Annotated in this window: 15 protein-coding genes; 4 read left to right on the top strand and 11 right to left on the bottom strand. The window is 51.2% G+C overall.

Annotated elements, in window-relative coordinates; translation table 11 throughout:
• Positions 1 to 19: 19 nt before the first annotated feature.
• From rseP to rpsB, 8 genes are all read right to left on the bottom strand, one after another.
• Positions 20 to 1,357 carry an RIP metalloprotease RseP gene (gene rseP / locus B2R29_RS09140; RefSeq protein WP_301180770.1) on the bottom strand — a complete coding sequence of 446 codons (1,338 nt, stop codon included), beginning with the start codon at positions 1,355 to 1,357 and terminating at the stop codon, positions 20 to 22.
• A complete protein-coding gene (gene ispC / locus B2R29_RS09135) occupies positions 1,354 to 2,535 on the bottom strand; it encodes a 1-deoxy-D-xylulose-5-phosphate reductoisomerase (RefSeq protein ID WP_301180769.1) in 1,182 nt (393 codons plus the stop codon). The genes rseP and ispC overlap by 4 nt, the downstream gene beginning before the upstream one ends.
• On the bottom strand, positions 2,532 to 3,377 hold the full coding sequence (locus B2R29_RS09130; protein WP_301180768.1) for a phosphatidate cytidylyltransferase: 846 nt from the start codon (positions 3,375 to 3,377) through the stop codon (positions 2,532 to 2,534). The genes ispC and B2R29_RS09130 overlap by 4 nt, the downstream gene beginning before the upstream one ends.
• Entirely contained in the window at positions 3,370 to 4,137 is a 768-nt protein-coding gene (locus B2R29_RS09125; RefSeq protein ID WP_068441108.1) for an isoprenyl transferase, read from the bottom strand. The genes B2R29_RS09130 and B2R29_RS09125 overlap by 8 nt, the downstream gene beginning before the upstream one ends.
• A 6-nt stretch (positions 4,138 to 4,143) precedes the next feature.
• Entirely contained in the window at positions 4,144 to 4,701 is a 558-nt protein-coding gene (frr, locus tag B2R29_RS09120) for a ribosome recycling factor (RefSeq protein ID WP_301180767.1), read from the bottom strand.
• Positions 4,698 to 5,435, bottom strand: coding sequence for a UMP kinase (gene pyrH, locus B2R29_RS09115; RefSeq protein ID WP_301180766.1), 738 nt, complete (start codon positions 5,433 to 5,435; stop codon positions 4,698 to 4,700). The genes frr and pyrH overlap by 4 nt, the downstream gene beginning before the upstream one ends.
• 124 nt (positions 5,436 to 5,559) lie before the next feature.
• On the bottom strand, positions 5,560 to 6,414 hold the full coding sequence (gene tsf, locus B2R29_RS09110; RefSeq protein ID WP_301180765.1) for a translation elongation factor Ts: 855 nt from the start codon (positions 6,412 to 6,414) through the stop codon (positions 5,560 to 5,562).
• 83 nt (positions 6,415 to 6,497) lie between these two features.
• A complete protein-coding gene (gene rpsB, locus B2R29_RS09105; protein WP_301180764.1) occupies positions 6,498 to 7,235 on the bottom strand; it encodes a 30S ribosomal protein S2 in 738 nt (245 codons plus the stop codon).
• A gap of 292 nt (positions 7,236 to 7,527) precedes the next feature.
• On the opposite strand from rpsB, the gene map reads away from it, so the two are divergent.
• The 3 genes from map (at position 7,528) to B2R29_RS09090 (ending at position 11,941) form a co-directional block, all read left to right on the top strand.
• Positions 7,528 to 8,307 carry a type I methionyl aminopeptidase gene (map, locus tag B2R29_RS09100; RefSeq protein WP_301180763.1) on the top strand — a complete coding sequence of 260 codons (780 nt, stop codon included), beginning with the start codon at positions 7,528 to 7,530 and terminating at the stop codon, positions 8,305 to 8,307.
• Positions 8,304 to 11,000, top strand: a complete 2,697-nt coding sequence (gene glnD, locus B2R29_RS09095) for a [protein-PII] uridylyltransferase (RefSeq protein WP_301180762.1) — start codon at positions 8,304 to 8,306, stop codon at positions 10,998 to 11,000. The genes map and glnD overlap by 4 nt, the downstream gene beginning before the upstream one ends.
• A 98-nt stretch (positions 11,001 to 11,098) precedes the next feature.
• Positions 11,099 to 11,941: a pirin family protein gene (locus tag B2R29_RS09090; protein WP_301180761.1), complete on the top strand. Its 843-nt coding sequence runs from the start codon at positions 11,099 to 11,101 to the stop codon at positions 11,939 to 11,941.
• A 15-nt stretch (positions 11,942 to 11,956) separates the two neighbouring features.
• Here the strand turns inward: B2R29_RS09090 and B2R29_RS09085 are convergent, their stop codons facing one another.
• Entirely contained in the window at positions 11,957 to 13,300 is a 1,344-nt protein-coding gene (locus B2R29_RS09085) for a DEAD/DEAH box helicase (protein WP_301180760.1), read from the bottom strand.
• Positions 13,301 to 13,436: 136 nt separating this feature from the next.
• On the opposite strand from B2R29_RS09085, the gene B2R29_RS09080 reads away from it, so the two are divergent.
• The gene (locus B2R29_RS09080; RefSeq protein ID WP_301180759.1) at positions 13,437 to 14,264 is read left to right on the top strand and encodes a M48 family metallopeptidase; all 828 of its coding nucleotides are present in this window, start codon (positions 13,437 to 13,439) and stop codon (positions 14,262 to 14,264) included.
• Positions 14,265 to 14,303: 39 nt separating this feature from the next.
• Here B2R29_RS09080 and B2R29_RS09075 read toward each other — a convergent pair whose 3' ends face one another.
• Together B2R29_RS09075 and B2R29_RS09070 are read right to left on the bottom strand one after the other, a co-directional pair.
• The gene (locus B2R29_RS09075; RefSeq protein WP_301180758.1) at positions 14,304 to 15,341 is read right to left on the bottom strand and encodes a hypothetical protein; all 1,038 of its coding nucleotides are present in this window, start codon (positions 15,339 to 15,341) and stop codon (positions 14,304 to 14,306) included.
• Between the two features lie 4 nt (positions 15,342 to 15,345).
• A complete protein-coding gene (locus B2R29_RS09070; RefSeq protein WP_301180757.1) occupies positions 15,346 to 16,428 on the bottom strand; it encodes a hypothetical protein in 1,083 nt (360 codons plus the stop codon).
• Between the last annotated feature and the right edge of the window lie 414 nt (positions 16,429 to 16,842).

Below are 16,842 nucleotides of genomic sequence, written 5' to 3'. Positions count from 1 at the left end.
AAACCCAGTCGCCACCTCCTCAGAGGCGGCTTATATCATTGTAGAAAGCGACAATCATCAGCATGAGCAATAACATCATACCTACCTTTACCGCAGCGATCTGAACCGATTCTGGTAATGGTTTACCACGAATCAGCTCAGCCGTATAAAACAAAATGTGACCACCGTCGAGCATGGGCACAGGTAGCAGATTAAGCACGCCCAGCGACACACTCAGCAGCGCCAGAAAGTTAACGAAAACAATAAGGCCGCCTGACGCAGAATCGCCGGCTACTTTAGCAATGGTGATGGGACCGCTCAAGTTCTTTACTGAGACATCACCCATGAGCATTTTCCACAGTGAGTCCAGCGTCAGTACGATGAGGCTCCAGGTCTTATCGACGCCCATCAAAAATGACTTCACCGGGCTCGGATGAACTTCGCGTACCCAGTCATCCGGGGCAACGGGAGCAACCGGCATCACACCTATACGACCAATGACTTCACCACTGTCCAGGGTGATGCTCTGCGGCCAGGCTTCGACTTCAATAAGCTCACCTGCGCGGTCCACTTCAACCAACACTGATGTACCGGCCGAGTTACGTATCAGGGAGACCCAGTCCTGCCAGGTTGCGATCTCTTCACCATTCGCAGCCACCAGAGTATCGCCTGTCTGGAGACCAGCGGCCTCGGCTGCCGAGCCTTCCATAACCTGAGAAATCTGCAGAGGGATCTCTGGCATGCGCGGTGTAATACCCAATTTGCTCAGAGGGTCTGGCCCCTCCTCTTCACTCAACCAGCGATTCAGAGGCAAGCTCAGTTCAACTGGGCGCCCGTCCCGGATGACTTCCAGGCTGACAGTGCGCGTCTCGCCGAGGAAAGATAACAACTCCCAGCTGACATCTTGCCACGACTGAGTACTCTCGCCATCAATCGCGCTCAGTTCATCACCCGGAAGTACGCCTGCGATCGCAGCGGGCGAGCCTTCTGCAATCTCAGACGCTACCGGGATAAACTGTTTTGAGCCACCCCAGAAAAGTAAGGTATAGACAAGTATTGCGAAGAGGAAGTTAGAGATCGGTCCCGCAGAAGCAATCGCAATCCGCGCCCACGGAGACTTACTATTGAATTCCTGATCACGTAAATGTTCAGCAACGGGAGCTTCACGACTGTCCAGCATTTTGACGTAGCCGCCCAATGGAATGGGTGCCAGAGAATACTCGGTACCGTGGCGGTCTTTCACAGAAAAGAGAGGCTTGCCAAAGCCCACCGAGAATCTGAGTACCTGAACCCCAGCTCGGCGTGCAACCCAGAAGTGACCATATTCATGAATAACAACCAGAATACTGATCGCTATGATGAAATATAACAGCGTCAAAAGTCTTCCTCCCGGAGAAAGCGTTCGGCAGTCGCACGCGCCCAGCTGTCTGCTGACAATACAGCATCCAGTGCATCCGCATCAGCAACAGAATGCTGATCCATCACGTGTTTAATCAGTGTAGGAATCTGCGTAAAGCGAATTTCTTCCCGCAGAAAAGCGGCAACGGCGACTTCATTTGCCGCATTCAAGACCGCTGGCATAGTCCCCCCCTGCGCAAACGCTGTCCGAGCGAGCGCCAGACAAGGAAAGTTCTTCTCATCCGGTGCTTCAAAATTGAGTCGTGCAATATCAAAGAGATTCAACGACTCAACACCTGCTTCTATACGCTCAGGCCACGCCATTCCATACGCAATGGGAGTCCGCATATCGGGCTGCCCCAGCTGTGCCAGCACTGAGCCGTCACAGTACTGAACCATGGAGTGAATGACGCTTTCGGGGTGCACAACAACTTCGACATCATCGGCGTCGCAATTGAACAGGAAACAGGCCTCAATCAGCTCAAGACCTTTATTCATGAGGGTGGCTGAATCGACTGATATTTTCGCACCCATAGACCAGTTCGGGTGGGCAACGGCCTGCGATGGTGTCACATCTGTCAACTCACGGGACTCCCGCCCGCGAAAAGGGCCGCCTGACGCGGTGAGGAGAATCTTACGAATTCCACTGGCTTTCAGATTACCAGCATAATCGGCAGGCATAGACTGAAAAATGGCGTTGTGCTCGCTGTCGATCGGGAGCAGTTCTGCGCCCCCCGTTTTTACAGCATCAAGAAACAGCGGTCCCGCCATGACCAGACTTTCTTTATTGGCCAACAGTACCCGTTTACCTGCGTTCGCAGCAGCCAGTGTCGGCAGAAGCCCGGCAGCGCCAACAATCGCTGCCATAACCTGATCAACACGCTCATCGGAAGCAACCTGTACCAGCGCTTCCTCACCACTCAGAACTTCGGTGACGCATTCATCGGGTAATTGTTCACGCAACTGAGTGGCCGCATCAGCGTTCGCCATCACCGCATAACGGGGCGAAAATTCAGCAATCTGAGCGGCCATCTCAACGGCACGTGTCGCCGCAGTCAATGCGTATACACGATACTTATCAGGGTGGCGACGTACCACATCTAAGGTACTGCAACCGATGGAACCCGTAGAACCCAACACGGTGATCCATTGCGTCATACAGCGAGGCCCCAGTTAAGCAGCATCATCATAAAGGCAAATACGGGAACGGCCGCCGCCATACTATCGATACGATCCATCACACCACCGTGCCCCGGCAACAGCGATGAGCTGTCTTTGATACCACGATGACGTTTCATCATACTTTCAACGAGATCCCCTAATACCGAGATCACAGTGGTGGCAGCAGTAATGACAAAGATCTTCACGACATCTTCTGTCGTCAGAGGCTGTAACCACAGATCCAGACCAACGCAAGTCAGTGCAGCCAGGAAAATGGTTGTGGCAAAGCCGCCCCAGAAACCAGCCCAGGACTTACCGGGACTGACGTGAGGAGCAAGTTTACTGTTGCCCCACTTACGGCCTGCAAAGTAGGCACCTGTATCAGCACCCCAGACCACCAGCATGACATAGATGATCAGCAGAGAACTGTGCGGTTCTTCTTTCAGGTGCATAAAGCCCACCCACATAGGGATCAGGACGCACAAGCCGAGGAAGGCACGGATAACACGCGCGTTCCAGATGTCGGTGCCACCTGGGTAACGCTTTACCAAAGCAAACGCGACCGTCCACCACAGGGTGCCAGCGGCGAGAAACCAGATCTTCCACTCAGGGTTGATACGAAGAAAACGTGCACTGATGTAAAGGCAGACAAAAACAAAGAAGGCGTACAGTAAACGGCTCCAGTTTTTTTTGTAGCCAGCAATGTTCGCCCACTCCCATGCGCCGATACTGCAGATCGCTGCGATGAAAAATGCGAAAGGCTTGAGCGGCAGGAAGAAGATACCCACAATCATTACCGGGGCGAGTATCAATGCCGTTATAACGCGCTGCTTAGTCACCGTTCTTGGCTTCCTTTAACTGATCATCAGTCCGCCCGAAGCGCCGTGTCCGGCTGGCAAAGGCGTCTAATGCTTTTTTATATTCTTCTTCTTTGAAATCAGGCCAGAGTACGTCTGAAAAATAGAACTCAGCATAAGCCGTCTGCCACAGCATAAAGTTACTGATACGCTGCTCACCGCCGGTCCGGATCATCAGATCCGGCGCTGGGAACTCGCTTAGCCAGGTGTACTGGTGCAGACTGTGCTCAGTGATATCTTCGGGCTGCATCCGACCTGCTTTGACTTCCTCGGCCATACGACGCGCCGCTTGAGCGATGTCCCACTGGCCGCCATAGTTCGCCGCTACTACCAGCGTCATGCCGTCGTTAGCTTGAGTCATTGCTTCGGATTCGGCCACCAGGCCTTGGATCTTTTCAGAAAATGCAGAAAGGTCGCCCATGATTTTCAGGCGAATATTGTTCTTATGAAGCTTTTTTACTTCCCGTTGCAGGGCTGCAATAAACAGCTGCATCAATGCGCTGACTTCCTGCTCAGGGCGGCGCCAGTTTTCACTGCTGAATGCGAACAGAGTGAGTACCTCGACACCGGCTTTCGCGGAGGTCTCGACAACCGCTCTTACGGCATCTACGCCAGCCTTATGGCCTGCCACGCCCGGCATAAACCGCTTCTTAGCCCAGCGGTTATTGCCGTCCATAATTATGGCAACATGGCGTGGCACACTTCCCTGTGCGGCACTGGAGTCATCAATACTAGTGGACATGTCCGATCAGACCTTCATCAGGTCTTTTTCTTTCTCTGCCAGCAGGTCATCCACCTGACCGATAAACTTATCTGTCAGCTTCTGGATAGCATCTTCTGCACCGCGTGACTCGTCTTCAGTGATTTCTTTCTCTTTCAGCAGGTCTTTTACGCTGCCGTTGGCATCACGACGAATATTACGCACAGACACACGACCTTTCTCAGCTTCAGCGCGGGCCTGCTTGATGTAATCTTTGCGCGTCTCTTCTGTCAGGGCAGGCATTGGCAGACGAATAGTATCGCCATTCGTTGCCGGGTTCAGACCCAGGTCAGATTTGAGAATTGCTCTCTCAATCTGCGGGACCAGATTTTTCTCCCATGGGTTGATCGCCAGGCTACGGCCATCTTCCACAATCACGTTTGCAACCTGGTTGATCGGCGTTGGAGTGCCGTAATAATCAATCATGACGCTGTCCAGGATCGCCGGGTTAGCACGACCAGTACGAACTTTCTTAAATGCATCTACCAGAGCTGCAACGCTCTTGCTCATACGATCTTCAGCGTCTTTCTGGATTTCATTAATCATGCTTTTTCTCCACTTACAATCAGGGTGCCGTGATCACCGCCAGTCATCAGGCGGCCCAGCACTCCTGTATCATTCATATTGTACACACGCAGTGGCATGTCATGATCCTGCGCCAGAACGATTGCGGTCAGGTCCATCACACCCAGTTGTTTCTCAAGGACTTCGCCGTAAGTCAGCAGATCGTACTTTTCTGCAGTCGGGTCCTTCTTCGGGTCGGCAGTATACACGCCATCGACATTCGTCGCTTTCAGAACCAGATCAGCATTTATTTCGATACCACGCAGACAAGCCGCAGAATCGGTCGTAAAGAAAGGATTCCCCGTCCCTGCAGAGAAGATCACAACATCCCCCTGATTCAGAGCACGGATAGCACTGCGACGATCGTAGTGGTCAACAACACCACTCATCGGAATTGCCGACATGACGCGGGTCGGCATGTTGGAGCGCTCCAGAGCATCACGCATCGCCAGAGCATTCATAACGGTTGCCAGCATACCCATATGGTCACCTGCAACACGATCAAGGCCAGCTTCACTCAACGCTTTACCACGGAACAGGTTACCACCACCAATAACCAGCCCTACCTGTACTCCAAGACCACGAAGCTGAGCAATTTCCAGCGCCATACGATCGAGTACTTTAGGGTCAATACCGAAATCCAGCTCGCCCATCAGGGCCTCACCGCTGAGTTTCAGCAGAATTCGCTTATATTTCGCGCTTTTTTGCTCGGCCATGAACCTTCTCCTGAAAATGTTTGGCGTATTCTACGTATATTTACATCAGACATATACAAATATGCCGGGCAAGCCCGGCATATTAATGGTGGTTTTCAGAATGTGAGCCCCACCGGTGCTGTTATCAGCCTTTAAGCTGTGCAGCAACCTCAGCAGCGAAGTCAGTTTCTTCGACTTCGATACCTTCACCTACTTCCATACGCAGGAAGCTGATGACTTCTGCACCACCTTCTTTTGCCAGCTGAGCAACAGTCAGGTCTGGGTTCTTAACGAATGGCTGCTCGAGCAGGCTGTTTTCTTTCAGGAACTTCTTAATACGGCCGCCCATCATCTTCTCGACGATCTCATCTGGCTTGCCAGCCATGTCTGGCTGTGCCTTGATGATTTCTTTTTCTTTCTCGAGAACGTCGGCAGGCATATCTTCGCCACGAACAACACGCGGGTTAGATGCGGTAACGTGCATAGCAATATCTTTCGCCAGTTCTTCGTTACCGCCAGTCAGCGCAACGATACAAGCGATTTTGCCGTTTGAGTGAAGGTAAGCACCAACAGTGTCAGCTTCAACGATGGCTGGACGACGTACAGTGATGTTTTCACCGATCTTCTGTACCAGAGCTTCACGAGCATCTTCCAGATCACCAGCCATCAACGCAGCAATGTCGGTCTCTTTGGTTTCAGCCAGCTTAGCTACGACTTTGTCTGCGAACGCGTTGAAGTTCGCATCGCCCGCAGCGAAGTCAGTTTCAGAGTTGATTTCAACAATAACAGCATTGCCTTCACCAACAACAACACGCAGCTTACCTTCAGCAGCGGTACGGTCAGCTTTCTTAGCCGCTTTCAGACCTGAGTTCTTACGCAGATCTTCAATTGCCTGATCGATGTCACCGCCAGCAGCAGTCAGTGCTTTTTTGCACTCCATCATGCCTAGGCCAGTACGTTCACGCAGCTCTTTTACCTGGGCAGCAGATACAGTTGCCATGTGGAATATCCTCTTAAATCTATAAATTGACGATAAAGATTTAAAAAAAGGGGCATAGCCCCTTTTTTCGAATTCAGCTCTGATTACTCAGCTGCTGGCGCTTCTTCAGCAACTTCAACGAACTCATCTGCAGATGCGCCGCCTTGCTTACCTTCCAGGATTGCATCTGCTGCTGCAGAAACGTAGATCTGGATAGCGCGGATTGCATCGTCGTTACCTGGGATAACGTAGTCGATGCCATCTGGGTTAGAGTTAGTATCAACGATACCGATGACTGGAATGCCCAGCTTATTGGCTTCCTGAACAGCGATACGCTCGTGATCAACGTCGATGACGAACATAGCGTCTGGCAGACCGCCCATTTCTTTAATACCACCGATAGAACGCTCGAGCTTGTCCATCTCACGTGAACGCATCAGAGCTTCTTTCTTGGTCAGCTGTTCAAAAGTACCGTCTTTCTGCTGAGCTTCGAGCTCACGCAGACGCTTGATAGACTGACGGATAGTTTTGTAGTTAGTGAGCATACCGCCCAACCAACGGTGAGCAACGAATGGCATATTTGAACGCTCTGCCTGCTCTTTGATGATCTTGCCAGCTGCGCGCTTAGTACCAACAAACAGAACTTTGTTGTTTTTCGCAGCCATACCTTCGATCAGCTTCAGCGCGTCATTCAGTGCTGGAACAGTCTGCTCGAGGTTGATGATATGAATCTTGTTGCGGGCACCGAAGATGTACTGACCCATTTTGGGGTTCCAGTAACGAGTCTGGTGACCGAAGTGTACGCCTGCTTTCAGCAGGTCACGCATGCTAACTTGTGCCATTGTCTTACTACCTTATATGTAGGGGTTATGCCTCCACGAACCCTGAGCCCCGACCTGTCGAAACAGGCACCCCGGCACATCAGTTTCAGTCCGTGTGTGTCGTTTAAGTATCTACGTACCACTACTTTGTAGTAGCACGGCGCTGAGCGCGGGCGCTTTATACCATTTTACGCGCCTATGTGCCAGCTGTTACACGATCCTTTTACTGACTTCTTATTCAACGGTTCAACCCCAGCCACACAAGAAGTACAATACAATCATTGCTATTCAATGAAACGGAAGATCTCCTCTGATGGGTGTAACGATCAATACGGCGGAAGACATCGCCAAAATGCGGGTAGCCGGGCGTCTGGCTGCAGAAGTTCTGGAGATGATCGGTGACTATGTAAAGCCGGGCGTATCGACAGGTGAACTCGACCGCATCTGCCATGACTATATTGTCAACGAGCAGAAGGCGATCCCCGCCCCACTGAATTACAACGGTTTCCCGAAATCGATCTGCACCTCTGTTAATCAGGTCATCTGCCATGGCATTCCCAGCGATGACAAAATCCTGAAGAAAGGTGACATCATTAATATTGATGTTACTGTGATCAAAGACGGTTACCACGGCGATACCAGTAAGATGTTTATGGTAGGCGAGGTTCAACCAGCGCTGGATCGCCTTATCCGTGTCACTCAGGAGTCTCTGTACCTTGCCATTGATATGGTAAAACCTGGTGTTCAACTGGGGGATATCGGCCACGCAATTCAGACTTATGCCGAATCGAATCACTACTCAGTAGTACGTGAGTACTGCGGCCACGGTATCGGCAAAGTATTCCACGAAGACCCTCAGATCCTGCACTATGGTAAGCCGGGAACTGGCATGGCGATTCAGGAAGGTATGATTTTCACCATTGAACCTATGATCAATCTTGGCTCGCGCCATAACAAACTGCTTAAAGACGGCTGGACTGTGGTGACTAAAGACCGCAAAGCCTCAGCGCAGTGGGAACACACTCTGTTAGTCACTGCTGACGGCGTCGAAGTCCTGACCAAACGCAAAGAAGAAGAGCAGTTCTGGAAGTGACCGATTTATCTGACATGCCGGTACTACCTCAGGTTGATGAAGACGCGTTACTGGAAGAATTAAAGGAAAAATCCCTCCCTCTTCCAGTAATCAAGCCCCTTCTAACCCGCATTCAGACCGAAGCACATGATTATTTTCGCGAGACGCTGGATGCCGACCTGCTGGTCCGGCATCGCTCAACTCTGATCGACAGAATTTTACGGGCACTCTGGCGCTTCCGCAGCATCGCCACAGAAGACATCGCGCTGATTGCGGTGGGTGGCTATGGTCGAGCAGAGCTGCATCCACATTCTGATATCGACCTGCTTCTGCTTGCGCGCGATGAAGACAGTATCAATCGTCACGCCAGCGACCTGCAGGACTTTATTACCCTGCTGTGGGACATCAAGCTGGACATAGGCCACAGTGTTCGCACCATGGACGAATGCGTTACCGAGGCCGAAGGGGATCTCACTATTATCACCAATTTGTTAGAGAGCAGAACTCTGATTGGTGATGAAACACTGCATTCCGAACTACGCGCACGAATTACCCCTGAGGCCCAATGGCCAGCCGCCGTCTTTTTCGAAGCCAAATCTGAAGAACTCAATACCCGCCACGACAAACACAATAGCGCCGACTACAACCTCGAACCCAACGTTAAAAACTCTCCTGGCGCCCTCCGGGATATCCAGACAATCACCTGGGTCGCCATTCGTCATTTCGGCAAAGGCACGCTACAGGCACTGGAAGATAACGGCTTTCTGACTGAGTTCGAACACAAACGCCTGGCCAGCAGCGTCAGCTTTCTATGGGAAGTAAGATACGCACTCCACATGTTGGCAGGACGCGAGGAAGACCGACTCCTTTTTGATCTGCAAACGCAGGTCGCAGAAGTTCTTGGCTACAAGGATACGGGGCGACAACTTGGCGTTGAACGCTTTATGTCTCAATTTTATCGCCACCAGCTCTCCACTATGGAGTTGAGCGATATGTTGATGATGCACTTTACAGAAGACTATATGCAGTGTGATGACGACACCATCACACCTGTAAATGAGCACTTCGTTCTGTGCAACGGTTACCTGCAGCTGACGACGCCAGACTTGTTTGAGAAAGAACCTGCCTGGTTGCTTAGGGTCTTCCCTATGCTGGCACAGATCTCCGAGTCAAAAGGTATACACTCAGCGACTATCCGTGCGCTGCGGGATAACCGAAACCTGATCGATGAAGAGTATCGCCAGAACCCGGAACACAACGCCATCTTCATGACTCTGATGCGCAGCAGGTCACGCGTGGTTCGCGAGCTGTCTCGCATGATGAGGTATGGCATTCTCGGGCGTTATATTCCGTCGTTTGGTCGCGTTATTGGCATGATGGAGTACGACCTCCTGCACAAATATACGGTGGATGAACATACCTTCCGTATGATTCGCCTGCTGCGACATTTCCGCTATGGCGACGTGCGTGAACGCTTTCCGATTGCCTCCCGGCTGATTCATAGGGTTCATAAGAAAGAGGTTCTCTATCTCGCTGCCCTGCTCCATGACGTGGGTAAAAGCCGGGAGGGCGACCACGCCGCCAATGGTGGCGAGATTGCCGAAGCCTTTTGCATTCAGCACGGGCTCAAGCCAGCCGATACCCATATGGTCACCTGGCTGGTGAGTAACCACTTATTAATGTCGAATGCTTCCCAGCGCCTCGACCTGAGTAACCCGGATGATATCCACCAGTTCGCCGTCGATGTCGGTGATCAGTACCACCTCGACATGCTGTTTCTGATTTCTGTCGCAGACACCCACTCCACCAACCCGGAGCTTTGGACGCCATGGCGTGCAGAGCAGATGAGAGAGCTGTACAGAAATACCCAAGCGGCATTGAGACGAGGCCTTGAAAACCGCCTTCACAAAGACGATGTCATCGAGGAAATCCAACAGGAAGCCATATCACAGCTCCTGGATTATGGTTTGCCCGAAGCGCGCGCTCGCGAAATCTGGGGCCAGCCCGGAGAAGATTACTTTCTGCGTGAAGGCGTGGACAATATCGTCTGGCAAACCCGCGAGATAGACGCGCATGGTAACAGTGCTAAGCCGCTTGTCTCGGTACGACAGACATCTGACCGTCAGTTTGAAGGCGCCACACAGATCTTTTTGTTTATGAAAGATCAGCCGAACCTGTTCGCAGTCACGACGGCAACCCTGGATCAGCTCAACCTGAACATCCAGGACGCTCGCATCATGACCTCCGAGTCAGAGAACAATGCGGTCGATACCTATATTGTCCTCGACGAGAACAATGAAGCAATTACAGACCCTGAGCGTATCCGCGTAATTCGTAATACCCTGTGCGATGCTCTGGATGAGCCCGAAGAGTTCGATACGATCATTCGTCGCCGGACCTCACGGGTGCTGAAACAGTTCGATGTGCCTACCCAGGTAACCATAAGCAATGACCCTCTGATGCGCAGAACCGTTCTAGAGGTTATAGCAGCCGACCGCCCAGGCCTGTTGGCAAGGGTGGGTAGCATCCTGATGGACTTTGGAGCTCAGCTGCAAGGGGCTAAAATTCTGACCGAGGGTGAGCAGGTATCGGATATCTTCTTCATCGTCGACGCGAACGGCGAGCCTTATTCCGACCCGACTTCCTGCGAAGAGCTGTGCCAGGCTCTCGAGGACGGCTTGGACGAGCAAGTGGAAGAACAATCTGCAGTTTAATTATCAAATTAAACAACATAGCAGAACAATCAATACCATCCTCACCACTCGTTATCCTCCGGTAACCGCGATAAAGTAATCGTCAACCGGAGGTACTTATGACTCAACGCTCTCTCGAAAATATCATTCGTAGTTACCCAAGCTCGGACGGTGATGGTGTCAAAATCAGACGTCTGGCACTCTTTAATCAACGTGACGCCGATCCTTTTCTGATGCTCGACGAACTGGTATCCGACGATGAAGCGGATTACATGGGCGGGTTTCCACCTCACCCTCATCGCGGTATGGAAACGCTGACGTATCTGCGCAAAGGTGCATTGATCCACAAAGACCACATGGGCAACCGCGGCGAAATCCGCAGTGGTGGCGCTCAGTGGATGTCTGCTGGTCGCGGTATCATACATAGCGAAATGCCAGAGCTGGACCAGGGCGGACTGCATGGCTTTCAACTGTGGATTAACCTGCCCGCCAAGGACAAAATGAGCGCACCGGATTACCGGGATGTGCCGAAATCAGAAATCCCGGTTGTGACTCTTGATGGTGGTGGCGAAGTCAGAGTTCTTGCGGGTGACTGGAAGATCGAAAATAAGCAGGTGACGGGCCCGCTGGACAAGTTAGCCGCTAACGCCAGCTATCTGGACGTTACCCTGCCTGAAGGCAGTGAACTGACACTCCCTGTTGCTTCTGGTAAACGCGCGATAGTCTATGTGTACAAGGGTGAGCTGGTTACTGGCCATTCGGTACCAGAAAAACCATTGCTCATTTACAGTACTCACGGGGAAGAGCTCGTTCTTCAAGCTAAAAGTAATGCAAACTTACTGGTGCTGACAGGCGATCCGATTCTTGAGCCCGTCGCGCACTATGGCCCGTTTGTGATGAACACACAGGAAGAGATTGAGCAGGCAATCAAAGATTATAACAGCGGCCAGTTCGGCCGCTGACAGGTGGTACCAGTCTTATTTCTTGCGTTTTATCGGAGCAAAACCTTCGCTGTCCATCAGGTTACCGGCTGGACGTGAAGGCCGCGGCCCATTTTTCTTCTTCGGAGATGGGCCTTTTTTCTCGGTTGCTTTCTTCGCGGCTGCTTTTTTCGCAGCTGGGCCTCGTGGCTTTTTCTTCTTAACCCCCGCGGCTTTGCCAGACGCTTTCACCTTCTTAGGGCCGGTGTACTTAGCTTTCAGCTCCTTAATCGTGCGCGACGTCATCTCCTGACGAATATAGCGCTCAATAGCGGCTTTCAAATTCCATTCACTAGGAGCAATCAGACTGATGGCGAGTCCACTGCGCCCTGCACGACCTGTGCGACCGATACGATGAATGTACTCATCCCCCTTACGAGCAAGATCGTAATTGATGACAAGATCGAGACCATCAACATCAAGACCGCGTGCTGCCACATCGGTGGCTACGAGTATGTTACGTCGACCTTCGCGAACATTCTGCATGACATAGTTACGCTCATCTTGAGTCATATCACCGTGCAGCACGGCAATGCCTTCTCTATGACGGCGGAGAAACTCGCTCAGTCGCTCAGCTTCAGTACGTCTATTAACGAATACGATGGCTTTGTCGTAGGTTTCGTTCGCCAGAAGCCAGGTTAAAAGACGATCTTTATGCGCGTTATCATCTGCCAGAATACGCTGTTGAGTAATATCATCGTGGCTTTCCTGAATACCTTTGGTGGTAATCTCAACAGGGTCTTTCAACCACGAACGCGCAGCACGCCCTACCCCCTCATGACGCAATGTCGCAGACAACATCAATGTCTGACGCTCTGAGCCACACTTTCCAACAATATGCTCCATATCCTCAGAGAAGCCCATATCCAGCATGCGATCAGCTTCATCCAGAATCAGAAATTCAATGTCACCCAGCTCGGCCGTTTCGCGCTTCAGGTGATCCACGAGACGCCCTGGCGTTGCAATGAGGATCTCTGGATTCTTACGCAGAACCGCTGCCTGATACTTGAACTCCTCACCGCCGGTTAATACTCCGGCCTCAAGGTGATTCATATCGGTCAGCCGCTTAGCATCCTTAAATACCTGACGAGCAAGCTCACGGGTAGGAACGATAACCAGAGCACGCGTGGCGCTATCAGGCGCATCAACCGTCAGTAACTTCTGCATGACCGGCAATAAGTAGGCAAAGGTCTTACCACTGCCCGTCTCGGCACATACCTGAACGTCACTTCCACGTAATACTTCAGGGATAACCTCAAGCTGCACGTCGGTTGCTTCGGTAATGGACTGTTTTTCAAGCCCGGCAATTAGCCTTGGGTGTAATTCTGTTCCGGCAAACACGCTGAAATCCCGCTGGAGAAAAAACGCGAGTATACCAGACCTTAGAGCGCAGGACTGCGCTGTCAGCATTAGCACTACACAGTCACCCAGCAACACCTTAGACTAGCGATAAACACTTTACCGCAGGAACACGGATATGAAGAAAGTGATCAGCCTGACGTTGATCAGCGCGGCCATTGCAGGCTGCGCAACCACCTTGACCGGCCGCAATCAGCTGATGATCGTCTCGCCGGATTCCGCTATTGTTGAGTCCCAGAAAGCCTACGCCAGCACCGTCGGCGAACTCGATCAGAATAATCAGCTGGTGACTGATCCTGCTTGGGTAAAGCGTATCGAAACCATCACAGGGCGACTGGTAACAGAAGCCATCAAGCTTGACCCTGGCACCAAAGACTGGAAATGGAGCGTCGCGATTATTGACGACCCTGATACCTTAAATGCCTGGTGCATGGCTGGCGGTCGCATGGCGATCTATACCGGCATAGTTACTCAACTGAACCTTAGTGACGACGAAATTGCCCAGATTATGGGGCACGAGATATCTCACGCCCTAGCCAACCACACCGCTGAACGTATGTCCCGTGCTGTGCTGATGAACGGCGCACTCGCGGCCACCGCGGTAGTGACTGACAACAACGGCTATGTACTGACTGGCACCGCAATGGCTGCGAAAGTTGCTCTGGAGTTGCCGAATAGCCGAACTGCTGAATCGGAAGCTGACGAAATCGGTATCGAGTTAGCAACCCGCGCGGGATATAACCCCGACGCAGCGGTAAGCTTGTGGAAAAAAATGGCTGAAGCAGGAGGTGGCGGTGGCCCGGAGTTCCTGAGTACCCACCCTTCTCCGGACAACAGAGCTTCAAGACTGGATAAGCTTGGAGAGAAAATGCTCAAGCTGAATCCTCAGCTTAAAAAGTCTCAGGTCTACCCAGTTACAATAGTAACGGACTCAGAAGAAGTTTGAAGACAGTGATGTGACCTGAGCAAGTAACGCCAGTATCGGTCAGAGATCGATACTGGTCGCTTTCAGGTACTGAGCACGGAAACCGTTTATCACTGTTTCACCGGCAGTTCTGTTTCCAACAGTGATTTCACCGATATAAATATCGCTCTTCGGCGCGTTAGCGTAATACTCATTAAAGAAAGCCAGCATGGCGTCCCTATCCGACGGGTCCACACCTCTGGACGAAGGATCAGGCTTGCTTAGTTCAAGTACAAAATTGCCGTCGGACGTTGCACTGAACTTTAACGGCTGCATATCGCCAAACCCTAAATTCAAACCGAGATAAACCTGATCAATCTGTAAAAGAGATCCGGTACCAGTACATGCATCTCCGCATGTATCGATCTGAAATTCCTCGGCCAACAAAGACAGGTTCAATTGTCCCAGTAGTTCTGACTGACCCGAATCATCTGGGCGAGACCATAAAGTAAAACCAGACCCGTCGAGATATACACCCCGCATGTCGATATTCCAGACGTGGTTAGTACCATCGGCAAAATCGAGCGTGAAGCGGGAGCCGATGTCTGCTCCACTGCGTCTGATAGCAGCCCGCTGTCCGCAATCACCTGCACTCGCAAAAATACAATCCATCACATACTGTCGCGTATTCTGAGCGGCCGAAGTATAAACATCCGTCAGTATCTGCAACGCTGCGACGTCATCGCCGATTGCAGGTGCATCGCCGGTATAGAAGTCAGCCGGATCACCATCCCAATCAGAACTACCACGAACACTTCGCACGACCCAGGGGTGAAGATAGCTACCAATATCAACAGGCTTTTTAACAGCACCGTTCTGGCTGCCCTCTCCCATAATGTAGAACTGATCCCACTTGATGCCGACCTCATTACCAGTTCCGTCCTCGATGCCCGTGACTGCGAGAGAGGCATCGTCCGTACTGAAGACAAAATCCTGGAGTGCAAAGCCTAAGCCGGCACCACTCTGTGAGGACATTTCGGCATCATCAAGCGCCTGTAACTCCGCATTCGCTGAATGAGCAATAACGACGGCAGCGGATAGCGTTAATAATTTTTTCATCTCATTAACACCCCTTAATGCGGCCAACACAGGTAGCAACACGAGGCGTACCACGTGTAGCTTCCTCAAGAGTCAGATACAGAGGGTACTTAGTCTCACCACCTGATTGATATCGAGAGATGTTCATAAACGCACCGCTATCTGTTAGTACACGATCGGAGCCAGGAACACCCGAAAGATCTTCCCACGGCACAGATTCGGTTTGTACGGACAGGAATACACCCGATGCAGAACCGCTCTCAAAGTCAGTACCTTTATCGCCAATATAGATCGACTGATATATCGTAGATCGGAAACACGCTGGAGTACCAAGAACCTCGCAATCGCTTGACCTCGTTAGCGTTGGGATCAATGACGCAATCAGGCCTGTTTCATCGGTCTGGAAATTACGCCCAGTCGGCACACCAAACCAGGACGCGCGCTTAAGGTAAGTTGTGTTGAGTCTATCCGCACCATCCCCTGTTGCACCATCAAGAAGATCAACCTGGGTGTAAATTTCTTTATCAGAAGATGCTAGAAGCAGGAGACAGTTCGGCGCCAGAGCGTTCCATCCACTACAGTTATTGTCGTAGACAACCTGAATGTCGCCGCGAATCTCGCCTTCTACAATACCGGTAACAGAAATCAGATCGCCTGAGAGATCACCTTGAGCTTTATCAAAGCCAACCCGAACGCCGGAAATCCTCTTCTGACCATTCTCAGTTTTGTACGCCAACTCTATGAAAGGGTTTCTCGCCATAAACGGAACATATGCCGCATTTGCAGCGTCGTCATGGTTATCAACCCGACCGAGAGCGAAATCTTCAATAATGATGTCGGAATCGTAAACCTGGGCGCTACCATCGGGGTTATAGAGAATATTTCGGTTGTCATCCGTAATAGGCACTGTTCCATCAACGTACGCTTCGCGCTCAAAGCGGCCGAGTCTCAATTCGTCGATGTTAAAAACAGTTTCGAGCTCCATCCCAAGGTTAACCTTAGTGAACTCGTAGTCACCAGACCAGTTTCCTGAACCCTGATTGTATGAACTCGTATCAATGGTGATAAATGCCTGCCCTGATACATCAGAGAGGTCACGATCAGTCATAGGCTCAAGCGCACAAACAGATGCACTAAGTATCAAGCCTGACATCACGAAAACTGGACCTACATCCTGTAAACGCATACTTCACCTATTTTTGTATTTATTGAACAACTGTAGATTAATTTAAATCTAGTTCTCCTATCAGGTAATTTCCAATCAAGGATCGGTAAATAGCCTGCATCATTACGAGCCATAATGACACGATGAGACTTATTTCAAAAGGGACATTTTTATAATTATCAATAAATATCAACAACTTAAGTATTGTTACACTGACTTTCAAATAGACACACGTAATAAACACGAAACATAGGCGATTCTGCAGGAAGGAAGTGCCTTGCGACAGCGTGAAGGTGGTAGCGGTTGTCGGGGATAGAATCCCCCTCCTACATATTTCTGTCGAAGCGCCGCATCGCG

Source organism: Thalassolituus sp. UBA3500, assembly GCF_002377545.1.
GTDB lineage: Bacteria > Pseudomonadota > Gammaproteobacteria > Pseudomonadales > Oceanobacteraceae > Thalassolituus.
This window is presented reverse-complemented; position numbering and strand designations above follow the sequence as displayed.

Bases quoted from the DNA above. Each gene is read 5' to 3' on its own strand.
- ispC (WP_301180769.1), bottom strand. From the start codon at position 2,535: ATGACGCAATGGATCACCGTGTTGGGTTCTACGGGTTCCATCGGTTGC.
- B2R29_RS09125 (WP_068441108.1), bottom strand. From the start codon at position 4,137: ATGTCCACTAGTATTGATGACTCCAGTGCCGCACAGGGAAGTGTGCCA.
- frr (WP_301180767.1), bottom strand. From the start codon at position 4,701: ATGATTAATGAAATCCAGAAAGACGCTGAAGATCGTATGAGCAAGAGC.
- pyrH (WP_301180766.1), bottom strand. From the start codon at position 5,435: ATGGCCGAGCAAAAAAGCGCGAAATATAAGCGAATTCTGCTGAAACTC.
- tsf (WP_301180765.1), bottom strand. From the start codon at position 6,414: ATGGCAACTGTATCTGCTGCCCAGGTAAAAGAGCTGCGTGAACGTACT.
- rpsB (WP_301180764.1), bottom strand. From the start codon at position 7,235: ATGGCACAAGTTAGCATGCGTGACCTGCTGAAAGCAGGCGTACACTTC.
- map (WP_301180763.1), top strand. From the start codon at position 7,528: ATGGGTGTAACGATCAATACGGCGGAAGACATCGCCAAAATGCGGGTA.
- B2R29_RS09090 (WP_301180761.1), top strand. From the start codon at position 11,099: ATGACTCAACGCTCTCTCGAAAATATCATTCGTAGTTACCCAAGCTCG.
- B2R29_RS09080 (WP_301180759.1), top strand. From the start codon at position 13,437: ATGAAGAAAGTGATCAGCCTGACGTTGATCAGCGCGGCCATTGCAGGC.
- B2R29_RS09075 (WP_301180758.1), bottom strand. From the start codon at position 15,341: ATGAAAAAATTATTAACGCTATCCGCTGCCGTCGTTATTGCTCATTCA.
- B2R29_RS09070 (WP_301180757.1), bottom strand. From the start codon at position 16,428: ATGACTGATCGTGACCTCTCTGATGTATCAGGGCAGGCATTTATCACC.